The following is a 13745-nucleotide window of genomic DNA, read 5'->3' on the forward strand; positions in this document are numbered from 1 at the left end:
AACCGGCGTCCCCGACCGACCCTCGACCTCGACACCCCAGCCACCCGGCTGAACCAGCTGCTCAAGGCAGCTGAAACCACCCGCGTTGCCTAGACCGCTTGACTTTGCCCGCCCAACGAAGGTGCCAAACTCACAGTTCGGCGAGGTGGTGCGAAACGGATACCGGGTCGCCGCGTTCAGGGGAGGCGGGGCTAGATGCCCTGCCAGGCGGGCTTGTTCGCCCAGGCGTAGCGGTAGTAGTCGAGGTTCGCGAGCATGCTCGCCGCCGCCTCGTCGACGACGACCGTGACGTGCGGGTGCAGCTGGATGGCCGAGCCGGGCTGGCTGGCCGTGACCGGCCCCTCGACTGCGGCGGCGATCGCCGCGGCCTTGCCCTCGCCGACGGCCAGCAGCACGAGGTGGCGGGCGCGCCGGATCGTGCCGAGCCCCTGGGTGATGCAGTGCACCGGCACCTCGTCGGCAGAGGCGAAGAAGCGGGCGTTGTCGGCCCGGGTCTGCGGGGTCAGGGTCTTCACCCGGGTGAGCGATTCGAACGACGAGCCGGGCTCGTTGAAGCCCAGGTGCCCGGTGCGGCCGATGCCGAGGATCTGCAGGTCCACTCCCCCGGCCCGCACGATGGCCCGCTCGTAGTCGGCGCCGGCGGCGGGCAGGCCGGCCGGGTCGCCGCTGGGCACGTGGATGTTGCCCGGCGTGAGCCCGAGAGGGGTGACGACGTCGCGGGTGATGACCGAGCGGTAGCTTTCCGGATGTCCCGCCGGCAGGCCGACGTATTCGTCCAGGGAGAAGCCGCGCACCTGTGAAACGTCGAGCGGGCGTTCGGCGAACGAGCGGGCCAGCGAGCGGTAGATCGGCAGCGGCGTCGACCCGGTGGCCAGGCCGAGGACCGCGTCGGGCCGGGCCTCGATCAGCGCGCGGATCGAGGCGGCGATGAGCTCACCGGCGGCATCCGCGTTCTCAACAACAATGACTTCGGCCATCGGACATCCGCCTTCGATCTTGATTACTTATGACCTCAGAATACTAGTTTGGATCACTTTCAATCATCACGGGGCCGTTCATGCTGCGTTTGCCAGACCAGCGCCACCGCTTAAGCCGACGCCGATAGACCTAAGGCTGTTGCGCATTCGGACTAAGCCGAGCCAACTCGAACACGCAAGGAGCATGTCATGCGGTCAACTACTTCCCGACGGGGCTTTCTCGGCGGGACTGCCGCTTCGGCGCTCGTTGCCCTCGCCGCCGTCACCGGCGCCGCCGCACCATCACAGGCGGCCGCACCATCTCAGGCCGCCGCACCATCCCAGGCCAACGTCGTCCTCGGCGAACCGCAAGGTGCCGCCCACGCTCACAATGACTACGAGCATGACCGTCCGCTATTCGACGCCCTCGAACACGGATTCACCAGTGTCGAAGCCGATGTCTGGCTCGTCAATGGCGAGCTTCTCGTCGCTCACGATCTCGAGAATGTCCAGCCGGGGGTCACTCTCGAAAGCCTCTACCTGGATCCGCTTGACAGTCTCATCCGCGGGCAGGATCACAGCGTCTACCCCGGCTGGGATGGCACCTTCCAACTGCTGATCGACATCAAGAGTGACGGCGAGAGCACCTACGCTGCGATCGAGGAAGAGCTGGCAGAGCACCCCTCCATCATGACCCGGTACTCCAACGGCAAGACCAAAACCGGACCGGTTATCGCCGTGGTCAGCGGCAACCGGCCCCTGGAAACCATGCGGAACCGTGACTCGCGGTTTGCCTTCTACGACGGACGCTCCGGCGATCTGGCGTCCGGCATACCGGCCGATCTCATGCCGCTGGTCAGTGACAACTGGAACAAGCTCTTCGCCTGGCGGGGTGTCGGGGTGATGCCGGAGAGCGAGAAGGCCAGGTTGCGCGAATACGTGCGGGTGGCGCACGCCCAGGGCTACCGCGTGCGCTTCTGGGCGACCCTCGATGTGCCGGGGGAAGCCCGCGAAGCCATCTGGACCGAGCTGCACGAGGCCGGCGTAGACCACATAAATACCGATGACCTGGCCGCGCTGGAGGAGTTCCTTGGGAGCCGCAGCTAGCGACATCGCCCTCCACCCGCCCGCTCCCGCCATGAATCGCGCCCTACTTGCGTCCCGATCTTCCATTCTCCTGGGGCTGGTTTTCCTGTTCCTGCTCGCGGGAACGTTGCCGGCGTCCGCTCACGTGCGTGACACTGCCGGCTACTCGACAATTCACGGCGACGGCCGTGAAATCTCCTACGAGCTGAGCCTCGAATACGAGATCCTGGCCAAAGCGGTCGACCTGGGGCCGGATGCCCGGGGCGCAGTCGACGACGCCTCTCGCCTGGCGGCGCTCGAGGCCGGAAAGGCTAACCTTTCGGCATACCTGTACGAACGGGTCGTCATTTATCTGGATGGCGCAGCGTGCGAGCCTCACCTTGATGGAGTCTCCACGACGACCCGTGACGAGAATCCGTACGTGCAGATGGACCTGACCTACACCTGCCCGGGCGAGTCGGGCCAGTACCAATTGACGTACGACGTCTTTTCCGACGTGGACGCGATCTCCGACGAGCACACGAACATCGTCGAGTACCAGATTGGCGCGGACAGCGGCCGCACCGTGATGGACGGCGGCCACAATGAACTCCTGATGGGCGAGAACTCGGTCATCGTCTCGAGTTCCCGATTCGCGCTGATGGGCGTCGAGCACCTCTTGTTCGGCCTGGACCACGTGCTCTTCGTCGTCGCGGTGATGCTCGGAGCGACGAGCCTGCGCAACCTCGTGGGCGTCGTGTCGATGTTCACCCTGGCCCACAGTGTGAGCCTGATCACCGCGCTCCTCGGCTGGGTGCAGGTGGGGGCATCCATCGTGGAGCCCCTGATCGCCTTGTCGATCACCTTCGTGGCCATCGAGAATCTGTTGGGCGCCCCGCGCCGCAGACACCTGGTGGTGTTTCTGTTCGGCCTGCTGCACGGGCTGGGATTTGCCGGATCCCTGAAAATCACCGACGACGTCAGCTGGAACCTGGTGGCCTCGCTGCTCAGTTTCAACATCGGAATCGAAGCGGGCCAGGTTCTGCTGCTGCTCGTGATCTTCCCCCTACTCCTGCTCGTGCGTCGGAGCCGCTTCTCGGCGCCGGTCGTGCGGGGGGCGACCATCGTGGTCGCAGTCTTCGGACTCATCTGGTTCCTAGAAAGGTTCTTCTTCGTATGAAACACCTGGCACCCAAACGGCTCCGCCGATGGCTCTACACGGTCACCGCGATCCTGGGCGGGCTCGTGGTCGCCGCGCCCCTGAGCTCGGCCGTCTCGCAGACGATCGACCCACCCAGCGCCGTGGTCTCGGGAACCGTCTTCGAAGACGGCAACGGTAACGACGTGTTCGACGCCCGGGAAAAGGTGCTCCCCGGGGTCACCGTGTCGGATGGCGCCACGATCGTCGTGACGGATGCCGATGGTCGCTACAGTCTGGACACCCCCATCGAGCGGCGCACGACCGACCTCGTCTTCATCACCCAGCCCGCCGGGTATTCGGTCGGCACGGACAAGTTCAAGACCCCGCGTTTTTACCGCGATCTGGGTGAACTCGCCACGGGCGAAGCAAAAAGCGTCGACTTCGGGCTGACCAAGGATCCCAAATCCGCGGGCAGCAATTTCACCTTCGGAAACGTCGCAGACCCCCATGTGAACGCCCAGCTCACCGATCAGGTGAAGGAGATCAACTCCACCAAGGAGGATCTGGCCTTCATCCAGGTCAGCGGGGATTTGACCAACAACGCCACCCAGGCCGAGTTCGACTTCTACAAGGCGGCCACGGCCCTCTCCCCCGTTCCGGTCTGGCCTGCGGTCGGCAACCACGAATATGCAGCCGGCGTCGGCTACGCCGCGCGCATCAACAACTACCGCACCAATGTCGGGCCGGAGTGGTATTCCTTCGACTACGGGGACCGGCATTTCCTCGTTCTGGAAAACAACGGCGCGGCACCCTTCGAGGAACAGCTGGAGTGGGCCAAGCAGGATCTTGCCCAGAACGTCGGGGACAAGCGCCTGGTTGTGCTGACCCATCAGCCGATGAACGTGCCCTTCGGGTCGAACTCGATGTATGACCAGTACGGCGCGATCCTCGAGCAGTACGGCGCCGAACTCATCCTGGTCGGTCACGAACACTCCAACGACGTCGAGCCGAACAGTGCATTCGCCGGCTCGGCCAAGCACGTTCAGACCAGCTCCAGTTCGTACACGATTGACAATTCCCCGCGCGGTTTTCGATACGTGGAAATGACGGATGAGACCTTCAAGAATCCCTTCCGGATGTACGGGGCCCAGCAGGACCTCACCATCACCAGCCCGGCCGCAGGTTCGTCCGTTCCGCTGGACGGCTTCCCCGGAATCCAGGTGAATGCCTACGACACCTCGGACGCGCCGACCAAGGTGCAATTCAAGGTCGACGAGGGCAATTGGCGTCCGCTCAAGTCAAGCGGCGAATTCACCTGGCATTCGGCCCTGCCGGATGACGTTCGCGCCGGCGCACACACCGTCGAGGTGCGCGCGGTCGACGCTGCCGGGGCATCCTGGAGCACGTCGTCGAAATTCACCCTGACGAAGGAAAGCGCGATTCTGCCCAAGGCGGGCGCGAACTGGTCCCAGCACCACGGTGACCAGGGCCACACCGGCGTCGCGACCGACAAGATCGAGGCCGGGCAGCGCCTGGCGTGGTCCTACCGCACCGAGGGGACGTTCCTCACCGGATCTCCGGTGATTGTCGGGGGCATTGTCTACGCCGGTACGCGGGATGAGAACGGCGACGGCAACAGTGCCGTGCACGCCGTCGACCAGGCCACCGGCAAGAAGCTGTGGAGCTACCCGGTTCCGTCCTCGGTGCACGGCAGCATCGCCGTGTCGGACGGCCTCGTGTTCGTTCCGACGTTGCGGGGCACCCTGTTCGCCGTGGACGCCGCCACCGGAAAGCTGAAGTGGCAGCACGACCCCGAGCCGGCACCGGAGGGCTATAACCAGCGCACCTACGGCTACTACGGCGTCACCGTGGCCGAGGGCAAGGTTCTGTACCCGTATCAGTCGCGTCACGGCGAGGCCAACCTGGGCCTGCTCATCGCCCTGGACGTGAAGACCGGCGAGCGGATCTGGGCATCCGCAATGAGCGGCGCCACCATGAGTGACGGCACTCCCGCCGTCGCCGACGGCCGCGTCTACGTGGGCAACCAGACCGCAGACCGCGTGATCGCCTACGACCTGACCACCGGCACGAAGCTCTGGACCGGGGGCGCCGAGCTCGGCGGCTGGCAGGACGGTGTGCCGTCCGCCGCTAACGGGCGCGTCTACATCGGCTCCAACAACGGCATCATCGCCCGCGACGGTGTCACCGGCGCGACGCTGTGGACCTACAAGAGCCCGCATCCGTTGCTGGTGAACGGCGGCGCCACCCCGGCCGCCCCGACCATTGCCGGCGACGTGATTTACATGGGCTTCCCGAGCGGCGCAGTCACCGCCCTGGATGCTGCCACCGGTTCGGTGCTCTGGGATCGCCTTCTGCCCGGCGCACAGTACCGCGCCGGCATCCACAGCTCGCCTGCCCTCAGCGGTGACACGCTGTTCGTCGGATCGAACAACGGCAGCTTCTACGCCCTCGATTCGAACACGGGCCGGTCATTGTGGGAGCACGAGATCGGCACCTGGGTGTCCGCGGGCCCGGCAGTCAGCGGCAACACCGTCGTCGTCGGCGCCTTCGACGGCAACCTCTATGCCTACACCCCCGATGGTGAGGCGGCGAAGCGGTCGGTACCGGGCAAGTGATCAACCGGCGCGTGAACGAGTAACCCGAGCCCCTGCAACCGCAACGGGGAGGGATGGCCACCATGCGGCCGCCCTCCCCGTTGGTCATGGCGGGGGCGGATGCCCAGCGCGGTGACGATGCGCGTGTCCCTCGGCCAGCGCCAGCCCCAGTTCGGTGACCTGTGCCGCGAGTCCAGTGTTGAGGGGGTCTGCTGAATAGGCTTTCAGCGCCTCAGAGAGGGCGGGGACGTTTGGGTCCACGCTGCCGTCGATGATGGCCGTCCACAGTTCCTCGACCGTGTCGCAGAGCTTCGTCGCACCAGTGGGGCCGGCCATGAGCCAGTTGTCAACTAGGGCGGTGACCCGGGGGACACCGGGAACATGTCGGCACACGGCATTGATGACCTGGGCCACGATGATCTGCTGGCGCATCGTTCGCACGTTGCCGAGGATTGCGTCCTGGACAGTCTTCCTGCCGCACGCACCGCACATATGATGTTCCCCTTCTTATGGCATCACGTCGCCGGAGTTGGGTCCGAGCGTCTGGCCCACGTACAGGTTCCCGCCGGGTTCGCTGGCAAGCAGCAGTGCGGTGGGGGCCACTTCCGCCGGAACACCGAATCGCCCCAGGGGCAGTTCGGCGCGTTTAGCAGCCTTCCAGCTCTCCGAGATGCCTTCGACCAGCGGGGTCTCGATCGGGCCGGGTGCGATGCTGTTGACCAGCACATTGTCAGGGGCAAGCTCCAGGGCGAGTGCCTTGGTCAGTCCCACCACGCCGGCTTTCGCCGCGCTGTAGTGGCTGAGCCCCTTCCCCCCTTTTATCGCCAGCTGGGAGGCAATGTTGATGATGCGGCCCCACTTCTGGCTGCGCATCTCCCCCACCACCTCCCGGCAGCAGAGGAAGACACCGGTCAGGTCGACCGCTATCGTTTCGCTCCACATTGCGAGGGTCATTTCCTCCAACGGTGACTCCGTAAGCAACCCGGCGCTGTTGACGAGGATCTGGATTGGTCCGAGGCGCTCCCTGGCGAGGTCGAAGGCGCGGCGTACGCTGTCTTCGTCCGAGACGTCTACCCGGATGACGTCGCCTCCGCCGACCCGGTCCAGGACGGCCACCCGGTCACCGTTCGCCCTGAAGGCTTCAACGATTGCCAGGCCGATTCCGCTGCTGCCGCCGGTGACGACCACGGCCCGCCCGTGCCCGGCGTGAGGTTCGCTTTGCATGCTCATCAGGTCCTCCTGTTCTCAGGCACGCATTTTGACGGTCAGTCCGCCGTCGACGGTGAGCGACTGCCCGGTCACGTATCGGGCATCGTTCGAGGTGAGGAATGCGATGACGCTGGCAACCTCCTCCGGTTCCCCGACGCGACCCCAGGGGATGTCGTTCCCTGCTTGCTGGAGGCCGTCGGGGCCGAGCGAGTTGACCGGGTCAAGCGATTGGGGCGTCTTGATGAGTCCGGGAACGATGGCGTTGACGCGGATCTGGCGCGGGCCGAGTTCCACGGCCAAGCTGCGAACGAGTCCGAGTACCCCTGCTTTCGCTGCGGCGTAATGGGCATGTCCCTCCCACCCGTAGACCGCGCCGGCAATCGAAGAGACGGCGACCATCGCCCCGCCGTCCGGCATTCTTCCGGCCCCGGCGCGTAGGGTCCGCAGCACTCCCGTGAGGTCGACGTCGAGCATCTCATTCCATCGATCGTCGGAGAGCTCCTCGAGGGCGGAGTTGCGGAGGATGCCGGCGTTCGCGACTACATAATCGAGTCGCCCGAATTCCGCCACCGCCCTTTGGGCGAACGCTTCCACCGATTCCGTCCTGCGAACATCCACCTCGTGGATTACGGCCCGGCCACCTGCTTCGATGACGAGGCGCAGGGTCTCCTCCGGGTCGTGGGGATCTGCAGGGAAAGTACCGATGATCGTGGTTACGCCCTGCCGCGCATAGTGGATCGCTAGGGAGCGGCCGATGCCGCTGGCCGCCCCCGTGATGATCGCTACTTTGGCTTCAGGCATTCGCGACCTGAGGAAGTGCCTCGGGCGGGCTTTCCAGGAGCGCTTCGACCGGTGGCTTGGCCGCGATCATCAGCAAGCCCGAGAAGAGGGTTCCCAACGCGCCCACCCAGAGGGCCGCGGTGCCGGTGTCTGCTCCGGCGGCGACGGCGGTGAACAGTGCCCCGCCGATGATGATGCCGGGCTGGCTCATGGCGCCGATGAACGTTGTTCCGGTTGCGCGGCAACTGACCGGGTAGCACTCCGCCATGAAGTACTGGATGGCAGCGTAGGGGCCGACGAGGAAGAACAGACCGGCGCCGTAGGTGAGGATGATCATTGCCGGGCTGACTGCCAGGGGGCTAAGCATGATGGCGAAGGAAATTCCGGACAAAATCCAGCCTCCGATGATGGTCCTCTTGCGCCCGATCTTGTCGCCGAGCCAGCCGTGGAAGATGTATCCGAAGTAGGCCAGGAGGTTGATGACGATCAACATCCAGAAGGCATCGGACAGCTCCACACCCTTGGCGTTCTTGAGGACGGAACTGCCAAGAATGCTGAAGATCATGATCCCGAAGAAGTTGAATATCCAGGCGAGAGAGAAGACAATCGTGTTCCGGCGCAGGTGAGGTTCCCAGATGCGCTTCAGCGGAGCCACCGACGAGTGCTCAACGCCGTAGGAACGAGCCAGTGCGTGTGCATCGTCTGAGCGCCCGTGCTTCTCCAGCCGGGTGAGTTCGTGGTGGAGTTCAAACTGTGGCGTCTCCTTGAGCTTCTTTGCAATGACCCAAACGATGATCACTGCGGGGACTGTTGCCATCAGGTACAGTGCTCGCCAGCCCAGCGTGGGCAGGAACGCAAGGGCCAGGGCGCTGGCCAGCAGGAAGCCCAGCGGCCAGCCTCCCTGGATGAAGGAGTAGTAGAAGCCGGGGCGCTTGCGCTTCTTCGCGTCCTCTGTGACCTGGTAGACCTCGTTCATGTAGGTCGCGTTGACGGCCTGTTCCGAGAATCCCAGTCCTCCGAAGGAGCGGATCAGTACGACGAGTCCGCTGCTGAGGAACGCGATCCCTGTGGGAATGATTGCGGTCAGTCCCGAGACGATCGCCGTGCCCCCGACCGTGACCATCATGCCCTTCCGGCGGCCCAGACGGTCGATCACCGGTCCGATTCCGAAGGCTACGATTGCCGTGCCAACAGCGATCCACGTGTTGATGGCATAGGATTCCGTCGCTGTCCAGCCGAAGGATTCCTGCATGGCCGGCAGCAGCGTGCCGAAGAGCCCGTAGTCGAAGACGGCGATTGTCCAGGCCAGCAAAGCCAGGATGGTGGCAATGTTGGTGTCCCTCTTCGAGAAGGCGGGGAACCTGCGCTTCTCGTTCAGCTTCGGTGCCGTCAGATCGACGGCCGAGGACTGTGTGCTCATGAGTTGATTCCCTTTCGTGGTGCGCGGCTGATGAAGGAGTCGGCGATCTGGTCGAAGGTGAGCCAGTTCACGCCGTCGTGCGAGTTGATGTGCTCTATGAGTCGCTCGAGCATGAGGAGCACCTGCGGGCGGCCGGAGACATCCGGGTGGATGGTCATGGTGAACACCGCCTGGTCCATTTCGCGGTAGACCCAGTCGAACTGGTCACGCCACATCTGTTCAATGTCGCGGGGATTGACGAAGCCGTGCGAGTTCGGGGCGGCCTTGATGAACATCATGGGCGGAAGGTCATCCAGGTACCAGTTGGCTGGAATCTCCACGAGGTCGGTTTCGCGGCCGCGAACCAGCGGTTCCATCCAGGTTTCCGCCGCCTTGCTGTAATCGATCTTCTTCCAGCTGTCTCCGACACGGACGTAGTACGGCTCGAAATCACGGTGCATGAGTGAGTGGTCGTACTTGATGCCGCGCTCGAGCAAAATCTCGTTCGTGACAGGCGAGAACTCCCACCAGGGGGCGACGTAGCCGGTCGGGCGACGCCCCGATACCTTTTCAATCAGCTCGATGGATCGGTCCAGGATGGCAGTCTCCTGCTCCCGGGACATGGCGATGGGGTTTTCGTGGGAGTAGCCGTGGACCCCGATCTCATGGCCCGCATCGACGATCATCCGCGTGAGGTCAGGGAAGGTCTCGATGGAATGCCCGGGGACAAACCAGGTTGAGGGCAACTCATACTTCTCGAAGAGACGAAGGAGCCTGGGCCCGCCCACCTCGCCGCTGAAGAGTCCGCGTGAGATGTCACAGGGCGAGTCTTCTCCGCCGTAAGAGCCGAGCATTCCGGCGACGGCATCGACGTCGACGCCGAAGGCGACCTGTATGTCCTTTTTCATGAATCAGCCTTTCAGTAATGGTGTATTGACTGGGTACGTGGGGATTTCGAACCGGGCTGGGGATGCGCTCCGTGCCGGGCGAACGTCTGGGCGATCTGTTCGCGATCCATCCCCAGCCGGAGCAGGAGGCCGAGCAGAACCAGGGCTTGGGATGGCTTGAGCAGCCCTGACGGGATGGCGCCGGCGGTGGCTAGATCCTTGCCCCCACCGTGGCCGTACACCGGCAGAACGGGGCCGGCCTGCACGCGGGTGCTCGTCACGATCACAACGCCGGCGGCAGTGGCATCTGCAATGGCCTGGCACATCACCCGGTTGGCGTTACCACTGCCCGTCGCCTGCAACACCACGCCCGACGCGCCAGCGCCGCAGGACGCCAGCAACAGCAGGGAATCCGCGCCAGGATAGGCCGCCACGAGATCAACGCGCGGGTCGTCTCCGTCGCCGGCGGACGGCAAAGGCAACGGGTCCAGCCTGGGCAGCACGTCGTCCATCTGTATGTCGCCCGCCGCCGAAATGAATCCGGCCTGCCCGAAGTCAGGATTCGTGAACGCGTGGAGATCAAAGGTCTGGGCCTTCCGGACACCTCTGGCTGGGAAGATCTCGCCGGCAAAGCAGAGGAGCACCCCGCGTTCGCGCGCTGCGGCCGAGCCGGCGAGGGCGATCGCTCTGGAAAGGTTGTCTGGCCCGTCCGGTTCGGCCGAATCGGCGGGCCTTTGCGCCCCCGTGAATACGACCGGGCGCGGATCATCATGGGTGAGGTCCGCGAGGAATGCGGTTTCCTCCATGGTGTCGGTGCCGTGGGTGACGACGACACCCATGACCAGGGGATCGGAGAGAGCGTCTGTGATCTTCGCGCAAATGTCGGCCATGTCACCGAAGGTCAGAAGGTAGGAACCCTCATGGAAGAGATCGACGACCCGCACCGGATAGGGAGGCTGCGAGCGCAGGCTCCCCAGAATCTGCTCGCCGCGATCAATCGCGACTGTCGCGCCACCGAACGCCGGCTGCACTCGAGAAGATATCGTGCCGCCCGTTGCCAGTAGCACCACGTGGGCGCCTCCTGGGTCTCTCATGTTCACTCCGATGTGAGGCAACGCAATCGATTGGGTAATCGCGCCAGGCCAGTCCGCGGATATCTGGAGAACTGCGGGTGGACGACACGGGTGTCTGCAAGAGCGGGTTCCGCAGGCCTTGTGGCCGATGTCACCCAATCGATTGGGTTGCGGTAGAGGAAACTATAGAATCTGTTGAAGGGGCACGTCAAGCAGCTGCTGAACATTGGTGTCGATCGCATGCGAGCACGCGCGAGATGAAGGGGTCCAGATGAACGACAACAGACCGCCCGAACGCGCCGTCACGTTGAAGGATCTGGCCAGCGAGCTCGGCCTGCACTCCTCGACGGTGTCCCGCATATTGCACTCGGGCACGGACGTCGCGCGGAGCGCAGCCTCTCCGGGGACGGCCGAGCGCGTGCGAGCACTGGCCCGCGAGATGGGCTATTCGCCGGACCCGCAAGCGACGAGCCTGCGAACCCGACGCACACACCTTCTGGGAGTGATCGTCCCCAGGCTCTCCGACCTGGTGCTGGCGATAATGTACGAGGGGATCGAAGAAGCGGCCGCCGAGGCCAACTACTCCACTTTTGTCATGAATTCCCGAGATGACCAGGAACTGCAGCGCCGTAAGACGGAGATCATGTTGGCCCGGCGGGTGGATGGCATGATCTTCGGGGACGCCCATCTCGACGGCAGTCTCCTGGCGGAGCTGTCCGACCGGGGGGTTCCGTTTGTTCTCATGAATCGGCGGGTTCCCGGTTATCCATCGGCCACCTGCGACGATGTTCGGGGAGGCGAGCTCGTCGCTGACCACCTGTGGAGTTCGGGGCACCGCACTGTCTCCGTGATCGCGGGGGAACCCTACGCAAGCACCGCCGTCGACCGGGTGGCGGGTTTTGTCCGCCGCTGGCGGGAGCTAGGCGGCGATATCCCGGACAGCGCGGTCGTGTGGTCTGGCTTCGATACAGTCGGAGGCAGGATCGCGGCGGAGAAGATACTTAAGAATGATGCGCGTCGACCCACCGCGTTGTTCGCAGTCAATGACTTCGCTGCCATCGGCGCTATGGGCGCTGTGCGCTCCCAGGGTTTGCAGGTTGGCCAGGACATGGCCGTTGTCGGATACAACGACACCTCTCTCGCGGCTCAACTTCCGATCTCTTTGTCTTCGGTACACTCCCCCATGCTCGAGATCGGACGCTCCGCGGTGCAGTTGCTTCTTCGTGTTCTCAATGGCGAGCAGGCTGAGTCGATCCGGCTGGAGCCGACGCTCTGCGTGCGTGAGAGCAGCGCATAAGGCGAACTCGAGCACACGACCGGCCAGACGGGCGAGCGCCGCCGACTCCGCCGCCGAGGTTGCCGGTTCCGGTCGAGTTTGCCCGGCGCACCAGGCAAAGTCGACCGGAACCGGCAAACACGCTCGGTCGACCGGCCAAGGTGCGACTGTCCAACCGGGAAACCCCCGCCCCGCGGCGCCGGGCGACGGCCGCGGCCAGGCACGGATGCGCCGGCCTTGTATCGTGAGGCCAGTGAAGTACTCCCTCGCCCTCGTGTTCGCCGCCCTCTTCTGGGCCGGCAATTACGTCGTCGGCGCCGTCGCCGTGCAGTCCGTCTCGCCCCTCGACCTCAACTGGTGGCGCTGGACGCTCGCCTCCGTGCCGCTCCTCGTGCTCGCCCAGCTGATCGAGAAGCCCGACTGGCGGGCCGTGCTGCGGCACTGGCCGCGGCTGCTGCTGCTCGCGGCGCTCGGGCTCACCGGGTACACCCTCCTGCTCTACGGGGCGCTGCAGTTCACGACGCCGCAGTCGGCGTCGCTGGTCAACGCGGCCAACCCCGCGGTGATGGTCGTGCTCGCCGCCCTCCTGCTGCACGAGCGGATGGGCTGGCGCGGCATCCTCGGCCTGCTGGTCAGCCTGGTCGGGGTGCTGCTGGTGATCACCGACGGGGCGCTGGCATCCGTTCTCTCGCTGAGGTTCAACCTGGGCGACCTGCTCATGCTCGGCGCGATCGTGGTCTGGAGCCTGTACACGATCTTCGGCCGCGGCCTGAAGGTGCCGCCGATCACCGCGACGGCCGTGCAGGCCGTGATGGTGGCGGTGCTGATGGCGCCGGCTGCGGTGGCCGGCGGGGTGTCCTGGCCGGCCGAGGCGCCCATCGCCTGGGCGCTCGTGTACATCGTGGTCTTCCCGTCGATCGGCTCCTACCTGCTGTGGAACATCGGGGCGCACGGCATGCCGGCGGGCCGCGCCGGCCTCTACCTCAACCTGATCACCGTCTTCACCGTGGTCATCGCCGTCGCCCTGGGCGCGGTGCTCACCGTGCCCCAGCTGCTCGGCGGACTGATCGTGTTCGCGGGCGTCGCCCTGAGTTCCCTGCGCCCGGCCCGCACGGATGCGCCGGCGCCGCGGGATGCACCGATTGAGGTCTCCCCGCCCATGCCTGGCGCGAAGAAACCCTAGCGAGCGCGCTCCACTGTGGGCATGCGCGGGTAGTATGCCGCTTCGCGGGCGGTGCGCGCTGATTGCCATGATGGTCGTAAGACACCCTAGGCAAGCAGTGCGGGGAATTGGAGCAGCTATGAATGACCCGATTATTGGCGTGACGCGGACGGGGCGGCGGT

At 65.0% G+C, this 13745-nt stretch carries 12 protein-coding genes; 5 read left to right on the forward strand and 7 right to left on the reverse strand.

Annotation, left to right across the window (positions count from 1 at the left end):
* Positions 1 to 191 precede the first annotated feature (191 nt).
* The gene (locus tag E3T54_RS12905; protein WP_134476037.1) at positions 192 to 977 is read right to left on the reverse strand and encodes a glucosamine-6-phosphate deaminase; all 786 of its coding nucleotides are present in this window, start codon (positions 975 to 977) and stop codon (positions 192 to 194) included.
* Positions 978 to 1166: 189 nt separating this feature from the next.
* Between E3T54_RS12905 and E3T54_RS12910 the strand changes: the two genes are divergently transcribed.
* From E3T54_RS12910 to E3T54_RS12920, 3 genes are read left to right on the forward strand one after another with little or no spacing between them, the layout of a single operon-like run.
* Positions 1167 to 2063, forward strand: coding sequence for a phosphatidylinositol-specific phospholipase C/glycerophosphodiester phosphodiesterase family protein (locus E3T54_RS12910; RefSeq protein ID WP_134476038.1), 897 nt, complete (start codon positions 1167 to 1169; stop codon positions 2061 to 2063).
* A 31-nt stretch (positions 2064 to 2094) separates the two neighbouring features.
* Entirely contained in the window at positions 2095 to 3201 is a 1107-nt protein-coding gene (locus E3T54_RS12915) for a HupE/UreJ family protein (protein WP_166804919.1), read from the forward strand.
* Positions 3198 to 5798: a PQQ-binding-like beta-propeller repeat protein gene (locus tag E3T54_RS12920; protein ID WP_134476040.1), complete on the forward strand. Its 2601-nt coding sequence runs from the start codon at positions 3198 to 3200 to the stop codon at positions 5796 to 5798. Before E3T54_RS12915 ends, E3T54_RS12920 begins: the two co-directional genes overlap by 4 nt.
* An 84-nt stretch (positions 5799 to 5882) precedes the next feature.
* Here E3T54_RS12920 and E3T54_RS12925 read toward each other — a convergent pair whose 3' ends face one another.
* The 6 genes from E3T54_RS12925 to E3T54_RS12950 all read right to left on the reverse strand — a co-directional run bounded on the left by E3T54_RS12925 (position 5883) and on the right by E3T54_RS12950 (position 11122).
* Positions 5883 to 6209: a hypothetical protein gene (locus tag E3T54_RS12925; RefSeq protein WP_134476041.1), complete on the reverse strand. Its 327-nt coding sequence runs from the start codon at positions 6207 to 6209 to the stop codon at positions 5883 to 5885.
* Positions 6210 to 6284: 75 nt separating this feature from the next.
* Positions 6285 to 7007 (reverse strand): SDR family NAD(P)-dependent oxidoreductase, encoded by a 723-nt coding sequence (locus E3T54_RS12930; RefSeq protein WP_198414496.1) that lies wholly within the window; start codon positions 7005 to 7007, stop codon positions 6285 to 6287.
* 15 nt (positions 7008 to 7022) lie between these two features.
* A complete protein-coding gene (locus E3T54_RS12935; RefSeq protein ID WP_092322880.1) occupies positions 7023 to 7787 on the reverse strand; it encodes an SDR family NAD(P)-dependent oxidoreductase in 765 nt (254 codons plus the stop codon).
* Entirely contained in the window at positions 7780 to 9186 is a 1407-nt protein-coding gene (locus tag E3T54_RS12940) for an MFS transporter (protein WP_134476042.1), read from the reverse strand. The genes E3T54_RS12935 and E3T54_RS12940 overlap by 8 nt, the downstream gene beginning before the upstream one ends.
* Positions 9183 to 10073 (reverse strand): polysaccharide deacetylase, encoded by an 891-nt coding sequence (locus E3T54_RS12945; protein ID WP_092322877.1) that lies wholly within the window; start codon positions 10071 to 10073, stop codon positions 9183 to 9185. Before E3T54_RS12945 ends, E3T54_RS12940 begins: the two co-directional genes overlap by 4 nt.
* Positions 10074 to 10084: 11 nt before the next feature.
* A complete protein-coding gene (locus E3T54_RS12950; protein WP_134476043.1) occupies positions 10085 to 11122 on the reverse strand; it encodes an asparaginase in 1038 nt (345 codons plus the stop codon).
* Positions 11123 to 11396: 274 nt separating this feature from the next.
* Between E3T54_RS12950 and E3T54_RS12955 the strand changes: the two genes are divergently transcribed.
* Complete coding sequence (locus E3T54_RS12955; RefSeq protein ID WP_134476044.1) at positions 11397 to 12422, forward strand: LacI family DNA-binding transcriptional regulator; 1026 nt, start codon at positions 11397 to 11399, stop codon at positions 12420 to 12422.
* Positions 12423 to 12654: 232 nt separating this feature from the next.
* On the forward strand, positions 12655 to 13584 hold the full coding sequence (locus E3T54_RS12960; RefSeq protein WP_134476045.1) for a DMT family transporter: 930 nt from the start codon (positions 12655 to 12657) through the stop codon (positions 13582 to 13584).
* Positions 13585 to 13745 lie beyond the last annotated feature (161 nt).

Origin of the sequence: Cryobacterium sp. Sr8, from assembly GCF_004403225.1 — a bacterium.
In the GTDB taxonomy this organism is placed as follows: domain Bacteria; phylum Actinomycetota; class Actinomycetes; order Actinomycetales; family Microbacteriaceae; genus Cryobacterium; species Cryobacterium psychrotolerans.

What these genes read in the sequence shown, in the direction of transcription:
- E3T54_RS12955 (WP_134476044.1), top strand. Translation starts at nt 11,397, where the DNA reads ATGAACGACAACAGACCGCCCGAACGCGCCGTCACGTTGAAGGATCTG.
- E3T54_RS12935 (WP_092322880.1), bottom strand. Translation starts at nt 7,787, where the DNA reads ATGCCTGAAGCCAAAGTAGCGATCATCACGGGGGCGGCCAGCGGCATC.
- E3T54_RS12925 (WP_134476041.1), bottom strand. Translation starts at nt 6,209, where the DNA reads ATGCGCCAGCAGATCATCGTGGCCCAGGTCATCAATGCCGTGTGCCGA.
- E3T54_RS12920 (WP_134476040.1), top strand. Translation starts at nt 3,198, where the DNA reads ATGAAACACCTGGCACCCAAACGGCTCCGCCGATGGCTCTACACGGTC.
- E3T54_RS12915 (WP_166804919.1), top strand. Translation starts at nt 2,095, where the DNA reads ATGAATCGCGCCCTACTTGCGTCCCGATCTTCCATTCTCCTGGGGCTG.
- E3T54_RS12905 (WP_134476037.1), bottom strand. Translation starts at nt 977, where the DNA reads ATGGCCGAAGTCATTGTTGTTGAGAACGCGGATGCCGCCGGTGAGCTC.
- E3T54_RS12945 (WP_092322877.1), bottom strand. Translation starts at nt 10,073, where the DNA reads ATGAAAAAGGACATACAGGTCGCCTTCGGCGTCGACGTCGATGCCGTC.
- E3T54_RS12910 (WP_134476038.1), top strand. Translation starts at nt 1,167, where the DNA reads ATGCGGTCAACTACTTCCCGACGGGGCTTTCTCGGCGGGACTGCCGCT.
- E3T54_RS12940 (WP_134476042.1), bottom strand. Translation starts at nt 9,186, where the DNA reads ATGAGCACACAGTCCTCGGCCGTCGATCTGACGGCACCGAAGCTGAAC.
- E3T54_RS12930 (WP_198414496.1), bottom strand. Translation starts at nt 7,007, where the DNA reads ATGAGCATGCAAAGCGAACCTCACGCCGGGCACGGGCGGGCCGTGGTC.